The 15,846-nt window shown below is 43.4% G+C and carries 17 protein-coding genes; 6 read left to right on the top strand and 11 right to left on the bottom strand.

Annotated features, from left to right (window positions below):
• The first annotated feature begins 276 nt into the window (after positions 1 to 276).
• Entirely contained in the window at positions 277 to 1,296 is a 1,020-nt protein-coding gene (locus JGK39_RS02060) for a CHAD domain-containing protein (protein ID WP_293247405.1), read from the top strand.
• Between the two features lie 189 nt (positions 1,297 to 1,485).
• Here the strand turns inward: JGK39_RS02060 and JGK39_RS02065 are convergent, their stop codons facing one another.
• The 5 genes from JGK39_RS02065 to JGK39_RS02085 all read right to left on the bottom strand — a co-directional run bounded on the left by JGK39_RS02065 (position 1,486) and on the right by JGK39_RS02085 (position 3,559).
• Complete coding sequence (locus JGK39_RS02065) at positions 1,486 to 1,827, bottom strand: helix-turn-helix transcriptional regulator (RefSeq protein WP_293186201.1); 342 nt, start codon at positions 1,825 to 1,827, stop codon at positions 1,486 to 1,488.
• A gap of 23 nt (positions 1,828 to 1,850) precedes the next feature.
• On the bottom strand, positions 1,851 to 2,192 hold the full coding sequence (locus tag JGK39_RS02070; protein ID WP_293247235.1) for a type II toxin-antitoxin system RelE/ParE family toxin: 342 nt from the start codon (positions 2,190 to 2,192) through the stop codon (positions 1,851 to 1,853).
• Positions 2,193 to 2,400: 208 nt separating this feature from the next.
• Positions 2,401 to 2,640, bottom strand: a complete 240-nt coding sequence (locus tag JGK39_RS02075; protein WP_293226334.1) for a hypothetical protein — start codon at positions 2,638 to 2,640, stop codon at positions 2,401 to 2,403.
• Positions 2,641 to 2,687: 47 nt separating this feature from the next.
• The gene (locus tag JGK39_RS02080; RefSeq protein WP_293247238.1) at positions 2,688 to 3,131 is read right to left on the bottom strand and encodes a hypothetical protein; all 444 of its coding nucleotides are present in this window, start codon (positions 3,129 to 3,131) and stop codon (positions 2,688 to 2,690) included.
• Between the two features lie 83 nt (positions 3,132 to 3,214).
• The gene (locus JGK39_RS02085) at positions 3,215 to 3,559 is read right to left on the bottom strand and encodes a hypothetical protein (protein WP_293226331.1); all 345 of its coding nucleotides are present in this window, start codon (positions 3,557 to 3,559) and stop codon (positions 3,215 to 3,217) included.
• A gap of 182 nt (positions 3,560 to 3,741) precedes the next feature.
• On the opposite strand from JGK39_RS02085, the gene JGK39_RS02090 reads away from it, so the two are divergent.
• Entirely contained in the window at positions 3,742 to 5,175 is a 1,434-nt protein-coding gene (locus tag JGK39_RS02090) for an NB-ARC domain-containing protein (RefSeq protein WP_293247407.1), read from the top strand.
• A 323-nt stretch (positions 5,176 to 5,498) separates the two neighbouring features.
• Here the strand turns inward: JGK39_RS02090 and ruvC are convergent, their stop codons facing one another.
• Together ruvC and JGK39_RS02100 are read right to left on the bottom strand one after the other, a co-directional pair.
• Positions 5,499 to 6,032: a crossover junction endodeoxyribonuclease RuvC gene (gene ruvC, locus JGK39_RS02095; RefSeq protein ID WP_293247241.1), complete on the bottom strand. Its 534-nt coding sequence runs from the start codon at positions 6,030 to 6,032 to the stop codon at positions 5,499 to 5,501.
• A 323-nt stretch (positions 6,033 to 6,355) separates the two neighbouring features.
• The gene (locus JGK39_RS02100; protein WP_293298223.1) at positions 6,356 to 6,955 is read right to left on the bottom strand and encodes a glutathione S-transferase family protein; all 600 of its coding nucleotides are present in this window, start codon (positions 6,953 to 6,955) and stop codon (positions 6,356 to 6,358) included.
• A gap of 160 nt (positions 6,956 to 7,115) precedes the next feature.
• Between JGK39_RS02100 and JGK39_RS02105 the strand changes: the two genes are divergently transcribed.
• Entirely contained in the window at positions 7,116 to 8,024 is a 909-nt protein-coding gene (locus JGK39_RS02105; protein WP_293247247.1) for a DMT family transporter, read from the top strand.
• Between the two features lie 270 nt (positions 8,025 to 8,294).
• On the top strand, positions 8,295 to 8,576 hold the full coding sequence (locus JGK39_RS02110; RefSeq protein ID WP_293247250.1) for a hypothetical protein: 282 nt from the start codon (positions 8,295 to 8,297) through the stop codon (positions 8,574 to 8,576).
• Between the two features lie 352 nt (positions 8,577 to 8,928).
• Here the strand turns inward: JGK39_RS02110 and JGK39_RS02115 are convergent, their stop codons facing one another.
• Both JGK39_RS02115 and JGK39_RS02120 read right to left on the bottom strand, forming a co-directional pair.
• Positions 8,929 to 9,885 (bottom strand): glycosyltransferase family 2 protein, encoded by a 957-nt coding sequence (locus JGK39_RS02115; protein WP_293247253.1) that lies wholly within the window; start codon positions 9,883 to 9,885, stop codon positions 8,929 to 8,931.
• 55 nt (positions 9,886 to 9,940) lie between these two features.
• Positions 9,941 to 11,878 (bottom strand): hypothetical protein, encoded by a 1,938-nt coding sequence (locus JGK39_RS02120; protein ID WP_293247256.1) that lies wholly within the window; start codon positions 11,876 to 11,878, stop codon positions 9,941 to 9,943.
• Positions 11,879 to 11,933: 55 nt separating this feature from the next.
• Between JGK39_RS02120 and JGK39_RS02125 the strand changes: the two genes are divergently transcribed.
• Positions 11,934 to 12,557: a TenA family protein gene (locus JGK39_RS02125; RefSeq protein WP_293247259.1), complete on the top strand. Its 624-nt coding sequence runs from the start codon at positions 11,934 to 11,936 to the stop codon at positions 12,555 to 12,557.
• Between the two features lie 38 nt (positions 12,558 to 12,595).
• Here JGK39_RS02125 and JGK39_RS02130 read toward each other — a convergent pair whose 3' ends face one another.
• On the bottom strand, positions 12,596 to 13,744 hold the full coding sequence (locus JGK39_RS02130; protein WP_293247262.1) for a mannosyltransferase family protein: 1,149 nt from the start codon (positions 13,742 to 13,744) through the stop codon (positions 12,596 to 12,598).
• Between the two features lie 96 nt (positions 13,745 to 13,840).
• Positions 13,841 to 15,136, bottom strand: coding sequence for a pentapeptide repeat-containing protein (locus JGK39_RS02135; protein ID WP_293247265.1), 1,296 nt, complete (start codon positions 15,134 to 15,136; stop codon positions 13,841 to 13,843).
• 119 nt (positions 15,137 to 15,255) lie between these two features.
• Between JGK39_RS02135 and JGK39_RS02140 the strand changes: the two genes are divergently transcribed.
• Positions 15,256 to 15,711, top strand: coding sequence for an aspartyl protease (locus tag JGK39_RS02140; protein WP_293247268.1), 456 nt, complete (start codon positions 15,256 to 15,258; stop codon positions 15,709 to 15,711).
• The last annotated feature ends 135 nt before the right edge of the window (positions 15,712 to 15,846 follow it).

The raw sequence follows: 15,846 nt of genomic DNA on the forward strand, positions 1-15,846 counted from the left end.
CATCACCTCCCTATGGGGACAAGAAACCCGGTTTCTGAGCAAAATTTGCGACTAAAAACCAGAAATATATGAAGAAACCGGGTTTCTGAGGGCGCAAGTGCGATCGCAAATTAATTACTAAATGCTGACTTTGGATAAATTGTCAAGCACTTTACATTAAGATTTATTATTGCTGTGGTTCATCAATGAAAAGTGTGTGCTAGGATTTAAAACCTTATTAGAAAAGCCTTGAAATCAAAATTAAAGTCGATCGCGAAAGTGGACTCTACATCAACCATGAACGTAAAAACATCAGCAAAAGTTAAAACTCAAGTCAAAACTCTCGGAGACGCAGCCTCTGGTGCGATCGAGAAATATTACCGCAAAACAGTAGAGCACGAGGATGAAGTTCTCAAAGACAAAGATGCAGAAGAACTTCATCAAATGCGAGTCGGAATGCGGCGTTTGCGATCGGCTGTAACGGGTTTTGCTCCGGTTTTAGACTTGCCAAAAGCAGCTTCTGAACGCAAAATTGGTAAGGTGGGGCGGATTCTGGGAACGCTCAGAGATTTGGATGTGATGCTCGAAAGTCTCCAAAACCGCTATTACCCGAATTTGCCGGCTGATGAACAGGAAGTTTTGGATGAGGCTTTGTTGAGTTTGCTCAAACAGCGCCGTCGGGCTTTGAAACGGGTGAGGGCTGTTTTGGAACACAAAAGTTACCAGTCGCTGAAAGAGTCGATCGAGAATTGGATAGAAAAACCGCAGTTTCGGGCGATCGAACATTTGCCAATTGCTGAGGTTTTGCCGGATTTGCTGTTACCTCAAGTCAGCGAGTTTTTCCTGCATCCGGCTTGGCTGCTGGGCACGGAATATGAGGATGGGAAAGTTAAAGTTTCTGATGATTTGAATGAGTCGGCTGTGGAAGAGAAGCTAGCAGCGGAGGGAACTATTCTGCACGATTTGCGGAAGCAAGCTAAGCGGGTTCGCTATTTGATGAATCTGTTTGGCGATTTTTACGGCCCGGCTTATGAAGCTTATGTCGAAGATGTGAAAGCTGTTCAGGAATGTTTGGGCGATATTCAAGACAGTGAAGTTTTAGGGGAGTTTCTGACAGATTTTGTCGATCGCGATTTGCAAAAAGAGTTGCCGAAATTGGCTGGTTTGTTGGCCCAAAAACGCTACGGGGCTTGGCAAAAATGGCAGGTTTTGCAGCGCAAGTATTTGAAATCGGAAATTAGGCAAGATTTGCGATCGACCTTAATTCATCCTGCGGTTGATGATGCTGCTAAGGTGCATTCGCCACACCCAAATTAGGTTTTTTGCTTGCAGACAGCAGGGATTAGAAGCCGGACACGGCATTACCGTGTCCCTACAAATATGACCTAAAATAACAGATATTCGTAGGGAAACGGCACTGCCGTGTCCTTCATCGTGTAACTCAAGAAAGGGCGATCGCTCTTGCGGATGAAGTTAAAAAAAGGGCGATCGAACTTGAATGCTAACTCAGTTAAGAGGAGATATCTGTGAGGAAGCACTGTTAAGGATTACCTCAGCAATGTCTTGACGTGTAGCACCAAAGGTGAGCAAAGTGCGAACAAGAAGATCGAGGGAAGCGGAAGGATCGCCAGATTCCATTTTAGCAACCCTTGACTGGCTAGACTTAATTCTTTGGGCAAGCTCGTGCTGCGTCATCTGTTGGCTAATCCGGTTTTGCTTGATGGCTTTACTAAGTGCAAGTTTCATTTCGATGAATGCTGTTTCTTCTGGCGAAAGTCCGAGAAATTCCTCTACAGTGCCAATAGTCCATCCGGCTGCTTCTAAGCGTTGGCGTTTAGCTTGATCCATAAAAATACCTTCCCGATATCAATTCAAATTAGGTCGTATTGTTTCAATCGTTTTTTACATTTTTCTATTATAAATTTCGGTGTTTTATTTGTGGTTTTGTTAAAGACATCTAAGAGAATAATAGCATCTACATCAATTCGATAAATGATGCGCCAATCCTTGCTTGTCTCTGAATCGCTTATACGCAGCTCGTGACAACGCTCTCCGATGCTTGGCATAGGACGAGATAATGGCATAGATAGGTTTTCGCCATCCTGTAGCTTTCGGAGCAGAAATCCGGCTTGAATACGCGCATCAGTAGAAAAGGGGGGTGTTTTTACTTCACCACTAAGCCAGACAATGGGTTTACTTTCTGAATCTACCATCTATAGTTTAGGTTGTTTTAGATTAAATGTCAAATCAGACATAGTGGCAATATACCCGATATCATCAAAGATTGTCAAAGCCGTAAAAATCGCCTATGGTGTTGGATCGACATAGTTAGGAATACTCAAAAAAAGAGCGATCGCACTTTAGGAAAGAAAGGGCGATCGCTCTTTTGCTAATAAGTAAATTATACTTTTCTCATTAGATTTAGTTGAAAGCAGCCGGAACTAATTTAATGCCTCGTTGATCCGCCAAATAAACTCTGTGTCTGCCGTCACACAATTCGTAAGGAGGTGTACCGCGATAGAGAACAATTGGATCGTCTTGATCGTGAAGCAGACTTGATAAAGATTCGGAAGAATTTTCTATAGCGCGTATTTTGGCTGGATTGAGTTCACTCAGATTGGGAACTCTAATATCTGACATCTTTACAGGTACAGTTTCCATGTTATTTTCTCCATAATTACCTATTTGTAACTACTCTACAGATTGGATTAATACCCCCTCAATGCTTTTGAAATAGTCTGCTCAAAGTTATCACACTCTTGAATTAATTTCATTACAACTTTTTGGAAGTATGACACGTCAATCAAACTGATTTCAGCATTGTGCATGATCGAAAAAGTTGGTCGATCATTAATCTGTTCTATACTCCAGAAACCTATTTTATACTTAGAGTTTTCTTTGAGCATAAGTGTAGATATCCATCCCGGAACATCATTATCACTGTTAAACTTGACACCACTTGGCACTGAAAACTCTAGCGTTGTGTCATAGCGGATGATAAAGAGTGTCTGGGTACTATCAGAATTCATTGTAAAATTCATGATGGTACGGCGATCGTTGATGTCGTTAATGTTCCATCCTAGTTGATTGCAATACCGCTGAATAGTCGAGCGGTAATTACTGCCAGAGAATAAATCTAGATCGATTGCCACGAGAAAACTCCTTATCAAGAAAAATTAGAGGAAGCCACAAACAAAAATTTGATTAAACTTGAGGACACTTGTCAGTCAAAAAATTATAGGCTTCCCCATTCCTCTCTTAAGGGTTTCCACTCATATCTTCTATTTGCTGGTGGCTTCTGCAACCTAAAAATTTCTTCTGCTTCTTGAAGACGGGGATTATAAGTTTCTTCGTAAGAAAACCATAAATCATGATTGTGTTCGACAAGCATATGGATCGTCTTGCTCCCGTTCCTATTGTTCGGTTCTAAGTGAGCCAATAGCCTTTCCCGAATGCAGGACTCAGACATCCCTAGGTATGCCGTTCCCTTTGGGAATTCTGCATCATATATCCCATATACACCTTTCATACCTCTTGTAAGTTTATTTACATTTTCTTTGTTGAATTTGACGGGACCCATATTTACTACTTCATTAGTAATTTTTCTTATAATCCCTAAAAATATAAAGTTTTGTCAAGCCGGATAAGATCGGAAAATGTCGGTAGTTTTACAAATCACAGTTTAGTAAAAAGTCATAGTTTATCTGGTAATATCGGAAAATGTCGGATATAATAGCTAAAACCCGAACACCACCCCGATCGATGGACGCTGAAGAAATCTTAAAATTGGCCGACAACCTTGTTTTCTCTAAAACAGGAAAACACCTCGACAACGTGCAAGAGGCTATATTGCTTGGTGCTTGGCAAGGTCAAAAATACCCGAAAATCGCACAGGAAGCTCATTGTAGTGAGGGTCATGCTAGGGATGTTGCTTCGGAATTATGGAAAATACTTTCAGATGTATTAGGTGAAGCAGTTAATAAGTCTAATTTTAAGTCCACCTTGAAAAGGCAGCAATTTTCCATTGTTTCATCACATTACTGGAAAGACGTTGTACAAATTGGTAACGTTAACTTTTGTCCAGAAACTTCACACTCTCCAGAAGTTCCAAAAGATCGATCGCCCTCTCCCCCAGAAAACACCCAACCCGAAATCCGCCAAGACTTAAGAGACGCACCAGATATCAGCTCATTTTACGATCGCACATCCGAACTCGCCACCCTACAACAGTGGATCGTACACGATCGCACCCGCCTAGTCGCAATATTAGGACTCAGCGGAATTGGCAAAACCAATCTCGCACTCCACCTCCTCCCACAAATCCAGCATCAATTTGAATATATAATTTGGCGAAGTCTCGGCACATCCCCAACCCTCCATAAAACCCTAAAAAGCCTACTTAAATTTTTATCTAATCAATCCCCACCCTTAGCAAGGGGGGGCGAAGGGGGGGTTTTGCCAGCCAGCACCGATGAACTGCTATCACTGCTAATCGACAAATTGCGATCGCACCGCTGCCTCATCATCCTAGACGACGTACAAACAATTCTCAGCAGCCGACAAATAGCAGGAAATTATCGACCAGAATATGAAAATTACAGCACACTATTCAAACGTATCGGCGAAACTTGCCACAACAGTTGCTTAATCGTCAATAGTTGGGAACCGCCTAGAGAAATTGTCGCATTAAACAGAGAAAACGCCCGCGTTCGCGCCTTACCACTCAACGGTTTAGGTGCAGCAGCAGGCGAAATACTCCGAGAAAAAGGTTTACTCGAACCGGAGAAATGGCAAACCCTGATTAACATTTATCGAGGCAATCCCTTGTGGTTAAAAATAGTTGCAGCCATGATTCAAGAATTATTTAGCGGTCGAGTGGCCGAATTCTTAAAATATGATATGCTATTCTTGGGAGATGAATTGAAAGCAAGATTGCAGCAGCAGTGCGATCGCCTATCGGAATTAGAGAAACAGGTCATGTGCTGCATCGCGAATGAAATCGAGCCTGTTTCAATTTCTAAATTGCTAGAAAATGTGCAATTATCGCCCGACGATTTATTCAATGTACTGCAATCTTTGGGAAATCGAGCATTGATTGAAAAAGAAGCACAGGATAATCACGCGCTGTTCAGTTTATCGCCAGTGGTGAGACAATATGTGAAAAGTGAATATTGTCGCGATGGAATGGCTACATAGAAATTAGCGGAACTCTTATGTAGGGAAACGGCATTGCCGTGTCCGGCGGGAAGTTAGGCAAATTACAGATAATTTGTATATCATTAATAACTCTAGTAAGACATTTTAAAATTGGAATAAAATGTACACCAAAAAGTTAGTATTTGTAGGTGCGTCGCTCTCCAAAATCCATAAATTTAATCGAGTTTTCCAGTCGCGACGCACCTTACACATCGGGTAAAACAAACCCAAAAATTGTTATATTCTACGATTGTTGAAAATCATTTTTTTGTTTCCTACCTTTCTAGCATACCTGGAATTGTATTTATTTGCCAGCCCTCAAATCAAACTTTTCCAGTTTCCAAGGGTATTTTTTTAGGACAAATATCATCGTCGTACCAACCAGTCAAAGCCACCGCCAAAGCATCCGCCGCATCATCAGGTTTCGGAATATAACCCAACTCCAACTCCCGCGCCACGGCCTCTTGCACTTCCGATTTATCAGCATTGCCGCGGCCTGTCAAAGCTTTCTTAATTTGAGCAGGCGTAAACTCAAACAGCGGCACTCCGCACTGAGCCAATACTAGCGTCAAAACGCCCCGTGCTTGGGCTACAAGTATGGTATTTCCCATTTTGTAAAAAAACAGTTTTTCGGCAATTGCCAAATCGGGTTTTACCTCATCAATTACCGTGTGCAAATCTTCGTAAATTGTTTTTAGACGCTGTCCCATTTCCTGTTTTGGCGTTGTTTTAATCACGCCGCAATCAATCAGGGAAACGCTATTTTCGTCTTGTTTACCGGGGATAATATGACAACTAATCGCGCCGTAACCGAGATTTGCCAAGCCGGGGTCTAATCCTAAAATTCTTGTCTTCATTCACAATTATTTATTTATTGTCTCGTGTTAAACCCGATTAATTACACCCGAAAACCTTGCGTACAGATTCTCTGTTTCAATTATTATATCTTTCAATATAAAGTCCGGCAATCTGTTTAAATTATACAACAAGATTCTTGATTGATACGATAGTTTTACGCTTTTATTGGACAATATATTGGATTAATATAATACGATCAATGATAGTATTCACAATTTTACTTCTTTATTTAAATACTACAAAGCAAAATAAGCGTTGATTCATAGGAGACTTTATGGCATTATACTTACATTGTAATGCCAGAATGCAGCCAACTGCAATCTTAATCTGTAATGCTAATATATCGAGGCAGATTCTTGATTCGCTCTATCCAAGTTTTAATTGCTGGAAACCCCGTCAAATCAAATCCGCCTTCTCCAGCAACGTGAGTGTAAGCAAATAAACCGATGTCAGCAATAGAATAGCGATCGCCCGCAAAAAACTTATTTTGTTTTAAATGCCCTTCCATCACCCCCAAAGCAGCATAACCCGGTGCTTGTTTCTGTTGCAGTGCTTCTTGATATTCCTCAGCTTTCCCTGTCATATGCCAAAAACGAGAAGTTGCAATAAAAGGTTCGTGGCTGTACTGCTCAAAAAACAACCACTGCATTACTTGAGCTCGTTCAAATTTATCGCTGGGGAAAAACTCAGTTTCTTCGCTCAAGTAAAACATAATCGCATTCGATTCAAACAGAAACTTACCCGCTGCAATCTCTAAAACCGGAATGCGGCCATTGGGATTTTTGACCAAAAATTCGGGTGTCCGGCTTTCTTTTTGGAGAATATTAATTTCTGTGCGATCGAAGGGAATATTGAGCTGAGTTAAGAGCAAGCGGATTTTGTAGCAATTCCCCGAAGGCGAATATTCGTAGAGTTTGAACATATTTTTTTACCGCAGAGAACACAGAGAACGCAGAGTTAAGAAAGACAGAAGTTTACAGATTATTGTAGCATTGGTGGGTAAGAGCATAATTGCTACTTTCAGAAGTAATATGGTTAAGGTGCAACCTCTCTCGCCCAAGTTCAGCAATATTGGAGACTAAATGAAATTATACTGGAAAGAATTTCACTTGAATTCAGAAAGTATCGGCTTAATTTACGGTTTTTTGGGCGTAGTTGGATTTAGTTTGACACTCCCGGCAACCAGAGCCGCTGTACTCGATTTAGACCCGCTTTTTGTAGGTTTTGGACGCGGATTGGTAGCAGCCATACTAGCAGCATTGACTCTGCGGTTCACCCATCAACCCATTCCCTCAAAACAGCAATTTCGGAGTTTATTAGTTGTCGGATTGGGAGTGGTTTTGGGATTTCCGGTACTGTCGGCTTGGGCTATGCAGCAAGTACCTGCCGCCCACGGTGCTGTAGTCTTAGGATTGTTGCCTTTAGCAACAGCAATCGCAGGGGTTTTGCGAGCGGGCGATCGCCCTGATTTCACTTTTTGGATTGCTAGCATTGTCGGTAGTACAACCGTTGTCGTTTTTGGAATTATTAGCGGTGCTGGACACCTTCAACCCGCAGATTTAGCGCTGTTTGGATCTGTGATTGCTGCTGCTTTTGCCTATGCTGAAGGTGGGCGATTAGCTAAGGTTTTAGGGGGGTGGCAAGTTATCAGTTGGGCGTTGGTGATTGTTGCTCCTTTCGAGGTTTTGCCCACAATATTTATTGTTTTAAAACAAGGGTTGATAGCTACACCGAGTGCCTGGTTGGGTTTTGCCTATGTGAGTGTTGTCAGTCAATTTGTAGCATTTTTTGCCTGGTATCACGGGATGGCAATGGGTGGAGTTGCCAGGGTAGGGCAAATTCAGCTATTGCAACCGTTTTTGACTATTCTGGCATCGGCAATTTTGCTTGGTGAAACCGTGCAGCCGATCGCCCTAGGCAGCGCTTGTTTAGTAGTGGCCTGCGTCGCAGCGGGGAAAAAAGCATCAATTAAGCGGGCAGAGGATTTGTGAGGGGAGTGACCAACCTCCAAATCTCTAAGAAACGACTCTTCGTCGTGACTACAAACCCAACTACAAACCGGACATGAGATCGCTAGTCTGTCCAATTATAGATCGCATTCTCATCACAACTGTTTCTAGCGATAGATGAAATTTAAATATTTGAATTTTACTATCATAATACAAACAACTAAACATCAAGCCGATCGTGTTTGTGGTTGCCTATTTTGTGGTTGCCTATCAAACAATTCCTACCTTTTATTACATTAACAGCATAAACTCATGGAAATCAGACAAGATACGTTGTTCGATCGAGTATTCCGGGACAGCGAAGGCAACATTGTTATAGCTCAACCGCCAAATTTACCGCTAATTGTCGGGATTGTAGCTACTTTATCAACCCTCATCTTTACCGCAGGTAAAATTCATCTAGGATTCGAGCTAGTAGCTTTTGGATCCTTGTTTACTTGGGCTTGGGAAGAATTATTTCAAGGCGTTAATTACTTTCGCCAAGGATTAGGTTTAATTGTGCTTGTTGCTCTGATGGCGTCGAAGCTTTTATAAGTCAATACAGTTTACTTAACACTTTTTATGCCCGGAGATCCCCCTCGCATCCCCCTGATTGTCGGGGGACTTTAAGAGCTTTCTTGTCCCCCCCGCATCGAAGGGGGGTTAGGGGGGATCTGTCTTAAGTCAACCGTATTGTTTTATAAGTAGGTAAGTAAGTCCACCTAAAAAAATATAATACCTAGATTCCCGACTTTTTTAAGAAGTCGGGAATCTAAAGCGCGAGCTTGTTTTACGTTTAATTCGGTAGTTTCTATTTAGTCAAACTGCTACTTTTGTCTGGGTTAAAGCCCATTGACATAAATTTATCACCCAAGTGGGTGTTTTTGATTATTACTTGATAATTTTTTTACGATCGGTGTCGATCGGCAAAACCAGCAACTTCTCCCAGCGTATAAAGTGGCCTGCCCTTCACCTCTTCATAAATCCGCCCAATATACTGGCCCAAAATCCCAATACTGACCAACTGCACCGCACCCAAAAAGAAAACCGCCATAATTATAATTGTCAAACCACTTAATGCCGCACCCGGAGAGAAAAGACGCCAGTACAAAACCAGAAAAGCCATTAAAACAGACACCAAAGCCGAAAATAAACCCAAATAAATCGACAGTTGCAAAGGAACCTTTGAAAAAGAGACTAAACCGTTCATCGCCAAAGCAAAAGATTTGCTGAAAGTATACTTAACCTCGCCAGCAAAACGCGGATCTCGTTCAAACTTAACAGCAGTTTGTTTAAAACCAATCCAAGCCCGCAGTCCCCGAATGTAGCGATTGCGTTCTGGCATAGCATTGAGCACATCCACAACACACCGATCCATCAAACAAAAATCCCCCGTATCTATGGGAATATCCACATCAGCAAGATGGCGCAAAATGCGATAATACATATAAGCTGGCAACCGCTTAAACCAACCTTCTTGACGGCGTTGAGTGCGCTGAGCGTACACAACTTGATACCCGAGCCGCCACTGTTCTACCATATCTAGAATTAGCTCTGGCGGGTCTTGCAAATCGCCGTCCATGATGACTACAACTTGACCGCTCGAAAAGTTTAAACCAGCAGTTACAGCTATTTGGTGGCCGAAATTGCGGGCGAAACTGAGATAACAAATCCGCGAGTCTTTTTCGTGCAATTCTCGCAAAATTTCCAGAGAGCGATCGCGGCTGCCATCATTGATTAAAATTAATTCTACAGCGCCGTCCATTCGATCCATCACAGCACTAATTCGTCGGTACAATTCTGGGAGATTTTCTTCTTCATTATAGATGGGAATTATCAAGGAATACTTAGGTATATTGTTCATCTCAGTTTGTGTTGTAAAATCTGGTGTCAACGGTTAAATCAAATAAATCAAAACTTTATTTTTTCACAAACACTCTCAGTGGCTCCATCGACCATTTTTGTGCGTAAGTTTGATTTTTGAGGACTATCTCTTTTCCTTGTTTGCCGTCATTTTTTGTAGACTGGTAAATTATCGCACAAGGGATAAAACTTTTGTAAGGTTCGGAATTTAATTTTTGCTTGACAACTGGATCGATAGTAGAAATATGTTCGATGCGAGGTGCTGGTTTTCCCGGCTCTGGAAACATCACCCACAAGGGATATTCCCAGGCATTTTTAGCCCAAAATGACAGTCCTATATTCGTGCAGTTTTGAGCTTTAACAAAATCTACTGCTGTATTGTAAGCAACCTCGATATTCGGGCGGCTTGTAAAGTAAAGATCGTGTCTGCTGCTATTAAAAATGTTACCATCTCCCACGAGAGGTCTAAAGTTGTTGTGAAAAACCCACGGTAGCGACATTAAAATCAGAATTGCCACCAGATAATTTGCGTTTTTATGATTTGATAATTGCGATACTGCTAATCCAAATATTGGGGAAAACAATACAAATATTGATAGGTGGTGGCGGCCGTGCCAAGGCTGCAATTTAAGGAGAAAACACAGCAGTAAAAACGTACTTATTACAGCAATTAAATAAGTTACTACTATTTGGGTTTTTCTCAAAATACGAGTTTTAAATATAATGGCGCTCGCGGCAAATATCAGCCAAAAGTGAATGGGATTTGTAGCTGTGTTTTCATTAAATGACGGTGTGGCGATCGCAAATACTTGTCCGGGAGGCCAAGTGATGCGTGCGTCGTTTGTTGCTACGCCCAGTATTCGGTGCAGGACGTTAATTACTCCCACGATCGCACCGTTAATGCGGGAAATCCTCGTCCCTGCTTGCATACCTAAATTTCTAATGACATTTGACAGGAAAGTTGGCAGGGTAATTGCTTCAATTTTATATTCTTTGGTAAAACTTTCTGGCGCTCCGATCGCATAACCGAACAAATCGTAATTTCGCCAAAAGTGACCGACATTCAAAACAAAAGTTACAGCGGCTATAAGCAAAATTGGTTGCAGCATTTTCCCCCGAAAGCTTTTAATGCCTCCTACAAAAAACCAAATAATAAAAGGCAAACAGAATATATAAGCTGTCGTTTTTGTCAAGAGAGCTAGACCCAAACTCGCACCAATTTTGAAAGTATTAATCCCCGTGATTCCTGCTTCGAGTCCGGCTAAACCGCAGGAAACAAAACACACTACCCAGAAACATACAGCATAATCGTTTTGAGTGCTAGAACCCTGAAGGATACCCATCGGCAAAGTCGCAGCAAAAACAGCAGCAAAAACTTGACCGCGCCCATTAGCGCCCAGTTGCTTAGCAATTAAAGAAACTGCGATCGCACTTCCCACCATACTCAACCACTGTACCAAATTAGCATAGCGATCGCCCCCGCTTAAAATCTGAAAGTGCATAATCGCAAACTCAGCCCCCGGCGGGTGATACAACTGCGGCACGTAAGAAGTGGGATAATGCTCTACACTGCGGTTTTGCATCCAGTGAGCAACCCGGCTCATGTGATAAGTCATAGAATCCCAATTGTTAGGCGGTGAAACTAAAGCAATTAAACCAACCGCAGCAAAAATAAATAATACACCGCCTAGCAACCCCGCTAAGACACTAGAAAATTTCTCCTCTTGACTTTTCTCAAAAATTGGCTTGACAGGTTTAAATTTTAGATAAACCATCAAGCCGAGAATATTTGCTAACAACCACAGCGCCAACACCCACTCAAAAGTCAGCAACCGAAATAAACTGAAAATTTCAGTAGATAAAGCTACAATAACTCCCCAAACAATTGCTGCGGACAAAATAGCACTGCGCCAACAATTATCTATCTTTTCAAATATGAGAAACAAAAGCCCCAGAGCAACCAATGGAATCAAGCCAAATATATCTGTTATCATAGATGTTTAGCCGGACTTTAAAAACTACAATCATAACCGATAGATTAAAAATCGCATGAAAACCTCCTATTATCTTTGGCAAGCAAATCAAGATTTAAGGGAAGCTTGCCTGCAACACCCATTTGTTCTGGGCATTGCTGACGGCGGCCTCCCCCAAAATAGTTTTGCATATTATGTTGCACAAGACGCATTTTTTCTCTTAGCATTTGCTCGCGCTTACAGTATTGCTGCGGCAAAAGCACCCGACTGGGAGGGATTTGAAATCCTCCACAATCTCGGGAGTGGCGTTTTAGAAGAATTGCACCTGCATCAAGGATATGCAGCGAAATGGGGTGTAAACTTGCAAGAGGCTAAACCGGGAATTGCTACCCGCCGCTACACGGATTTTTTATTAGCAACAGCTTGGGGAAGCGGTGTCGGTTTGACAGTAGCGGCGATGACTCCTTGCTTGCGGTTGTATGCTTTTTTGGGACAGCAGTTAGCTAAACCTAATATGCCGGAACACGCCTTTAGCGACTGGATTTTAACCTATAGCAGCCCTGAGTTTGAGATTTTAGCTTCACGGCTCGAAAGTTTGGTCGATCGCTATGCCGAATCTATACCGGAAGTAGAAGCAACCTATCGCTACGCTATGTTGTGCGAAAGAGACTTTTTTCAGGCAGCTTGGGAGGTACAGTAAATTAAGTTTATGCAAAAGATTCTCCCCAACAATCGCCCCTAAGCTACCCACAGCCAACCTGCAAATCTCACGGAAACGTACAGCAGAAATATACCAAAAAATCCCATCAACCCGTAACCCCAACGAGGCTTAGCTGCTAGCAACAAGCCGAGAGCTATTGATAGCGCAACAACACCGTAGGCGTAGCGGTTTACAGATCGCAAAGCTCCAGAATTAAGCAGCAGTGCCAAGGAGCAAAAACCGTAAGTCAAAACAATAGTGGTAAGCTTTTTGCGAAAAAACCACAACAAATAGCCGCTGCCAAAAATCATCACAATTCTACTGATAGCAGACAGCTCCAATTTGACAGCTTTAATCAATACCTCGAACCAACTCGGCTGAACCCATCCCTTTTGAACATGAACAAATGCTAAAGCATCTCCAAAGCGAATAGCACAATATATGCTAAATGAAAATATCCCAAGAGCGCTAGCCAAACCTGCAAAATAAGCAAGTGGAGGTCTTTTTTCCCTCCAAGCTGTCAGCAAAAAAGCAGGTATCAGTGCTACTCCCGGCCCCCTAGTAGCAGTTGTCAAAGCTCCCCAAACAGCAGCCCAAATATACTCGCCCCTCTCAAAAGATCGCAAAGCAGATGCTGTCAGAAACAGAAACAATCCTTCTGTATACATGACAGTGCAAAATAGCGAGAACGGACACCAAGCTAGCATAGCGGTTGTCCATTTGGCAACACCAGTATCGTATCGCTGTTCTACCCAAAAATAAATCAGCACTAATGCGCCCAAAAATGCAAAAGAGTTGATTAATACCCCTGCTGCGTCCGATCGCATTCCGAGGGTCATCAGCCCCCGAATTAGTAAGGGGAACAGCGGATAGAAGGCAACTGAATGCTGTTGTCCGTCATCGGCGTAGGTGTAACCAAGAGTAGCGATTTTGGTGTACCATTTGCCGTCCCAATGGGAGAACAACTCCCACCCGATTTTGGGAATGAAGCCATTCACAAAATCCAAAGGTGGCACATCATAATACACCAGCGGTTTTTTGGAGGCTAAAGGAGCAATTAGCTGCATTCCGATCGCAATTACCGATCGGCTCAGCAACCACATAGTAATTACAAAAATTAACCCATCTCTGCTTTTAGTGCCTGCTTGACGCGGACTTACTTCTAGCCCTAAATCAGTATTTGTCATCGCTAAAACAGCGCCAGACTGTTGATTTTAAATACAGTATAGTCGGCTGCCTATCGATCGCCAAATATATACGTAAGTACAGCGGTACTGCTAATTTTAGCGTCCGAGTTTATTGGGAATACCTTCGCATCCGCCGGGAATAGTCTCTCTCGACTTCGATCCGCACCAAGCGCAGCAGTAATAGCGCTGCTCGTCCGACAGCCGCTTGACAGCAGTGAAATCAGCGCGTTCAACCACAGCGCCCGTATGTTCGCCCGTTTGATAGTTGGCAAATTCCGTGCGGCTGCGGGGAGATGCAGTTTCTGCCGAGCCGTAGAATAATTTGGTGGCTCTCAAGTCGGCGCGAGCGAGATTGGCGTCGTACAGAATAGTGCGCGAGAGGTTTGCTTTCACTAAATCGCACTTGCTGAGATTGGCCCGGACAAGGTTGGCTTCGCTCAACTCAGTCCACCGCAAATCGGTGCCAGCGAGGTCAGCACCCGCTAACATGACGTTTAAATCGATGACGCGGAGGCCGTGATCTCTGTCTTCAGCGTAGCCGCCATCTCCGTCAAGGATGGGGCGGCCTAAAAGCCGATCGCGCTTCAGAGGAGTAACCAATCTCGACTGCGACAAAAACCGCAGAATTTTCGCTTTACCTTCAGCATCCACACTGCTCATAATTGCAGCGGTGCGGCCTTCGGCGATCGCCCTTTCCTGCGGCCAATCTTCCAAAAACCCTTGCTCGTCAAGGGCTAAGTCAGAAACCCCTTGAAAATAAGCATCGATCGTTTGCTGCTGAGTAATGCGATTTTGCTGAATCGTCAAATCCTTCGAGATCACGTACTGGCGCCAAGCCACGTAAACGCCCAAAATTGCGATCAAAATTTGCCCCAAAGCGCCGATTAACTCGCCGAGAGCTCCGATCGCATCCCAGTTGATTTGGATGTTGCGGCTTCCCGGTTCAGTATTAGTACCGCTGAGCATCAGCAAGCCCACAATCCCAGCTAACAGCCCGAAGCAGGAGATAATTAGCGTGCGCCAAGTCGGGGGAATTACCTGCACCCAGATTTTGCCCCAACTCGGCCACATCATCCGCAGCGATATGCCGATCGCACCGATAGCCCCAAATAAGCCGATCCAAATGCTATCGTTAGCGAGCCCGACAATCATCGAGGCGATCGCCGCCAGCGTCAGCACCGAAGCCGTCATCTCAGCAGTCGTTTGTGCAGGCTGCTGCGGCAATAAAACCTTGCGAGTTGGAGGCGGCGGTGGCAGCGGTTTTGCCGGTTCAGCAGTAGCAACGATTGTCGTGGCTTCTGGCGGCACAGTAGGGAGCGCACCGTTAGGGCTTTCTACAGTCACGTTCGACTTAGGAGGATTGGGTTGAGGAGAGTTGGGTTCTGGTGTCATGCGTTGAGGCAAATTCTAACTTTAACAGGTCACTAAAACGATTTTAACTAACCCAGCACGATTCTAGATAGCATTACAAGAGAAATATCCAGTTATTACACTCAAAGAGGTAAAATAATATGACCCTGGTACTCCCCAATCTTCAAGGCAAACAAATGGGTCAAGTAATCACTACAATCACCGTCACGAATCGCATCGATCGAGTTCTCGCTGAGCGCGGGTTCATTCCTGCGGGTGAAATTCGTTCATTCACTCTCGACAAAGTTCTAGTCGATACTGGAGCCACTCTGCTTGCCTTGCCAGCTCGTATTATTAGCCAATTAGGCTTAATACAAGTAGGAGAAAGAGATGTAGAAACATCGGCTGGCATCAAAAAAGGTCGAATTTTTGCCGACGCTCAAATTATTGTAGAGGGCAGAGAAGGCAGATTTGATTGTTTAGAATTGCCCGAAGGCGTTTCCGCTGTTTTGCTGGGCGTGATTCCCATGGAAGAACTAGGCTTAGAACCAGATTTGAAAAATAGACGGTTGCGAGTATTGCCGATGAACAGTCAGCAAACATATCTAATGGCTTAGCTACAAGGTTTGTAGTCAGGACTTTAGTCCTTCTTAATGCGGACTAAAGTCCTCACTACAAACCTTTTTATGTGAAAGTTTGTAGTCAGGACTTTAGTCCTTCTTGATGCGGACTAAAGTCCTCACTACAAACCT

The organism is Microcoleus sp. PH2017_12_PCY_D_A, assembly GCF_020738565.1.
Classification (GTDB): Bacteria; Cyanobacteriota; Cyanobacteriia; order Cyanobacteriales; family Microcoleaceae; genus Microcoleus.